Origin of the sequence: Ilumatobacter sp. (assembly GCF_041688325.1) — a bacterium.
In the GTDB taxonomy this organism is placed as follows: Bacteria; Actinomycetota; Acidimicrobiia; order Acidimicrobiales; family Ilumatobacteraceae; genus Ilumatobacter_A.
Genome location: NZ_JBDNIJ010000079.1, coordinates 1 through 4,234 on the forward strand (window position 1 = coordinate 1; position 4,234 = coordinate 4,234).

Here is a 4,234-nt window from a genome sequence, read left to right on the forward strand (position 1 = left end):
CGACGCGGTGCGCCGAAAGGGGGCTGCTACGAACAGGAGAGCTCAGTTGGAGGTCGATGCGAAACAGGCCGTCGTCGATCAAGTGAAGTCAGGAACGCCGGCTTCGGCTGCTGAAATCGACGCCGCCAAGCGCGATCTGACCCGTACACAGGCGGCGGTCGAACCGATCCGGAGCGCGGGTCTGCGTGCCGTGGCCGCGGCGAAGCGGGCCGTCGTTGATGCTTCCGTCAGCCTGACGCTTGCCCGGTCCGAAGCCGTCGCTGCCAACCTTGGCGCGCAAGCTGACCTCATCAACAAACAGACAGCGCTCGGTACGCTGCTCGCTGAGCTGGCAGTAGGTCCGGCCAAGGTCGACGCGCTGCGTCGTGAACTGACGTTCGCGCAAGCAGCTGTCGAAACGGTCCGGCTCACCGGAGTCCGCGCGGTCGCGGCTGCCCAGAACGCTGCGCCGGAAGATTTGATCATCGCTCAGTCCGAAGCCGACGCTGCCAACCTTGGCGCGCAAGCTGACCTCATCAACAAACAGACAGCGCTCGGTACGCTGCTCGCCGAGCTGGCAGTAGGTCCGGCCAAGGTCGACGCGCTGCGTCGTGAACTGACGTTCGCGCAAGCAGCTGTCGAAACGGTCCGACTCACCGGAGTCCAGGCCGTGTCGACTGCGCAGCAAGCAGTCGATGTTGCACCTAAAGATTTGGTCACCGCAGAGTCCGAAGCCGTCGCAGCCAACCTCGCTGGGCAAGACGATGTCGCCGGAAAACAAGCAATGCTCGATGTTTTGCTCGCGCCTGCTCACGGATCAGCTGCTGAGGTTCGAGTTGCCCAAGCTGACCTCGACCTTGCGGTTCTGAACCTGGAGTCGACGAGGCTGGCTGGCGAGCAGGCACTCGCTGCTGCCTCGAGCGGATCGCTGCAAGCTGAGATCGCCGCTGCGGCTGCCCAAGTTGCTGCAGCTCAAACCGTTGCGGAGAATGCGGGCGCGTCACTGGCGACGCGTACCGAGCAGGCTGCTGCTGTTGCGCTCGAACTCGACATCCTGAAACTGCGGAGCGGAACGCTGGTGCCAGCTGACGAGTTGGTCTTCGTCGCCAACGCTCCTGTGCGAGTCGCCGAGGCAATCGGCGCGACCGGCGAGCCAGCGGCGGGCCCAGTGCTCGCAGTCACGAATTCGGTCGTCGCGATCGATTCCTCCTTGCCGCTCGAGGAGGTGCCGCTCATCGCGGAGGGCATGTCGGTCGTTCTCGACGAACCGCTGCTGGGCATCAACGCGACCGGCACGGTCTCACGACTCGCCGCAACCCCAGGCACCGATGGCGTCGACGGCTTCCACGTCTACTTCGAGATCCTCGTCGACGAGGCTCCGCCTGGGCTCGTCGGTTCCTCTGTTCGCATCACGATCCCGGTCGAATCGTCTGGCGGCGCAGTGCGCGCCGTGCCGGTCAGCGCGCTTTCGATGACGGCCGACGGTTCATCCCGAGTGCAGAAATCGGTTGGCGGCGCTCTGGAATTCGTTGCGGTCGAACCGGGTCTGTCGGCCAAGGGCTATGTCGGCATCACGCCGATCGGTGGGACGCTCGACATCGGCGATCTCGTTGTCGTCGGATTCGACGGTCCGGTCGCGCCCGCGGCAGACGTCACGCCCACGACCGTTGCGGCAGCGATTACGCCACCGGTTGCGACAGAGGTGCCGGTGGCCACCGGTGGCTGACATGCTTGAGATACCGAGGGTGCCCGCGGCGACGCACCCACTTATCGAGATCGAGGGACTCGGACGTCGATTCGGCACCGACCCACCCGTCGACGCTCTCATCGACGTCGACCTCCTGGTGCAACCGGGGGATTGGCTCGCAATCGTCGGGCCATCGGGGTCGGGCAAGTCGACGTTGCTCAACGTCTTGGGGTGCCTCGACCGCCAGACGAGCGGCACGTACCTCTTCGACGGTGTCGACGTCGCAGCGCTGAGCGATAAGCAGCGTGCCGGCCTTCGATCGCGAGGCATCGGATTCGTGTTTCAGTCGTTTCACCTGATGGCCCATCGGACGGTGATCGAGAACGTGATGCTCGCGGAGATCTATCGCAAGGACGCAGGCGGCGACCGACGCGAACGGGCAGCGATGGCGCTCGAACAGGTCGGGTTGGGGCATCGGATGGAGTACTTGCCGACCAAGCTGTCCGGCGGCGAACGGCAACGGGTTGCGATTGCCCGCGCTGTGATGGGCGCACCCGGCATGCTGCTCTGCGACGAACCGACCGGAAACCTCGACTCGACCACGACCGAGTCGATCCTCGAGCTGTTCGCTGGGCTGAACGAGCACGGTCAAACGGTCGTGATGATCACCCACGAACACGAGGTCGCCGAACGCGCCCACCGCCAGGTTCGGATGACCGATGGACGATTGCTGGAGATCCATGCAACTGTTTGACCGCTTGCGCCGTGATCTGGCGGGAGTTGCCCAGCGAGTCTCAATTCGGCGAAAGCGGACGAAGCTCGCTCAAAACCCGCTCGTGGCGCCTCCCAAACTCGGATTCCGTGACCTCGGCAACGAGGCCCTCGCCGGCCTGTTCGCTCGGCCGGGACGCATGGTGTTGACCGTGCTCGGGACGGTCATCGGACTCGCTGCACTCGTCGCGACGCTTGGACTCTCACGAACGGCCGGCAACCGCATCGTTGGTAGGTTCGACGAACTCGCTGCGACCGAAATCGTTGTCAGCGCTAAGCCGGGGCCCGACGGGCCAGTGGCTGATGCGCTTCCGTGGGACTCGGCGGCTCGCATGGAACGACTGAACGGAGTCGTCGCCGCTGGGACGCTGAGCAGTGTCGACATCGGAGACGCGTTTGTGCGCACCTCTCCGGTACGCGATCCGCAGGGCCAGACCCAGTTCACCATGGGGGTCTTTGCCGCGTCTCCTGGCGTGTTCGACGCCATGCGAACGACGATGAAGACCGGTCGGCTACCCGACGACGGGCACTCGTTGCGCGGCGACCGAGTCGCGGTGCTCGGACCCGGAGCTGCAATCCGACTCGGGATCAACGACGTCGCCCAACTCCCGGCCATCGCGATCGGTGATGACATCTACCTCATCATCGGCATCATCGACGACGTCGGCCGGCAGGCCAATGTGCTCGGCGCGATCATCATCCCGGAAGGAACCGCACAGCACGAGTTCGGACTGGTCAGCCCTGAGGAGGTCGTCATCGAAACCGACATCGGCGCAGCCTCGCTCATCTCCCAGCAGGCACCGCTCGCTCTCCGACCCGACGATCCAGCGGTGCTCAAGATCGCATCGCCGCCCGAGCCGCAGCGAGTAAAGGACAACGTCCAGAGCGACCTCGATGTCCTGTTCCTCATCCTTGGCGGCGTCTCGTTGCTCGTCGGTGCAATCGGCATCGCGAACGTCACGCTCGTCTCGGTCATCGAACGCACCGGCGAAATCGGGCTACGCCGAGCCATCGGCGCGTCGCGATGGCACATCGCCCAACAGTTCCTGCTCGAGAGCGCAACCATGGGATTCGTTGGAGGAATCCTCGGAGCGAGTGGCGGCAGCCTCGTCGTCATCGCAGTCTCTGCTCACCAGACATGGACACCCGTGTTGGACCCGGCAGCGCCCTTTGCCGCCCCAGTCATCGGCGCTGCGATCGGACTCGTGTCCGGCCTGTATCCAGCATTGAGGGCAGCGCGTCTCGAACCTGTCGAAGCCCTCCGATCCGGGACCTGATCCGTAGCGTGCCCGGGTGATTCCTCGTCGATGTCGCCACTCTGAGTCTCTGTCGTTTGCGGGCTTCCGGTTCCCGCCCGACGTGGTCTTGTTGGCGGTGCGCTGGTACCTCCGCTACGGCCGTCCTACCGCGATGTCGAAGAGCTCCTGGCCGAACGCGGCATCGACGTCGATCACGTCACGATCGACCGCTGGGTGCAACGCTTCACTCCGCTGATCATCGAGGCGGCTCGGCCGCGCCGTCACAGTGTCGGTGATCGCTGGTTCGTCGATGAGACCTACGTCCGCGTCGGTGGCGTGTGGCGGTACGTGTATCGAGCCGTCGATCAGCACGGCCAGGTCATTGAGGTTTCAGTGTCGAAGCGACGCAACGTTGCTGCCGCTACAAGGTTCTTCGAGACAATGTTGGCGGGCCGCGAACGTCCGAGAGAAGTCACGACGGATCTGGCTGCGCCGCTGCTGCGCGTGGTCAACGACCTTCTCCTGGAGGTACTCCATGACACGAGCCAATATGGGAACA

2 protein-coding genes and 2 pseudogenes are annotated in these 4,234 nt (G+C 64.5%); all 4 read left to right on the forward strand.

Annotated features, from left to right (window positions below; all coding sequences use genetic code 11):
• A pseudogene (locus ACH2EI_RS05600) lies at positions 1 to 1,705 on the forward strand (hypothetical protein); the annotation flags it as partial.
• A gap of 1 nt (position 1,706) precedes the next feature.
• Positions 1,707 to 2,420: an ABC transporter ATP-binding protein gene (locus ACH2EI_RS05605; protein WP_395159395.1), complete on the forward strand. Its 714-nt coding sequence runs from the start codon at positions 1,707 to 1,709 to the stop codon at positions 2,418 to 2,420.
• Positions 2,407 to 3,714, forward strand: a complete 1,308-nt coding sequence (locus ACH2EI_RS05610) for an ABC transporter permease (RefSeq protein WP_395159393.1) — start codon at positions 2,407 to 2,409, stop codon at positions 3,712 to 3,714. Before ACH2EI_RS05605 ends, ACH2EI_RS05610 begins: the two co-directional genes overlap by 14 nt.
• A 49-nt stretch (positions 3,715 to 3,763) precedes the next feature.
• Positions 3,764 to 4,234: pseudogene (locus ACH2EI_RS05615) on the forward strand (IS6 family transposase); the annotation flags it as partial.

Coding starts and splice junctions, on each gene's coding strand:
- ACH2EI_RS05605 (WP_395159395.1), top strand. CDS start 1,707: ATGCTTGAGATACCGAGGGTGCCCGCGGCGACGCACCCACTTATCGAG.
- ACH2EI_RS05610 (WP_395159393.1), top strand. CDS start 2,407: ATGCAACTGTTTGACCGCTTGCGCCGTGATCTGGCGGGAGTTGCCCAG.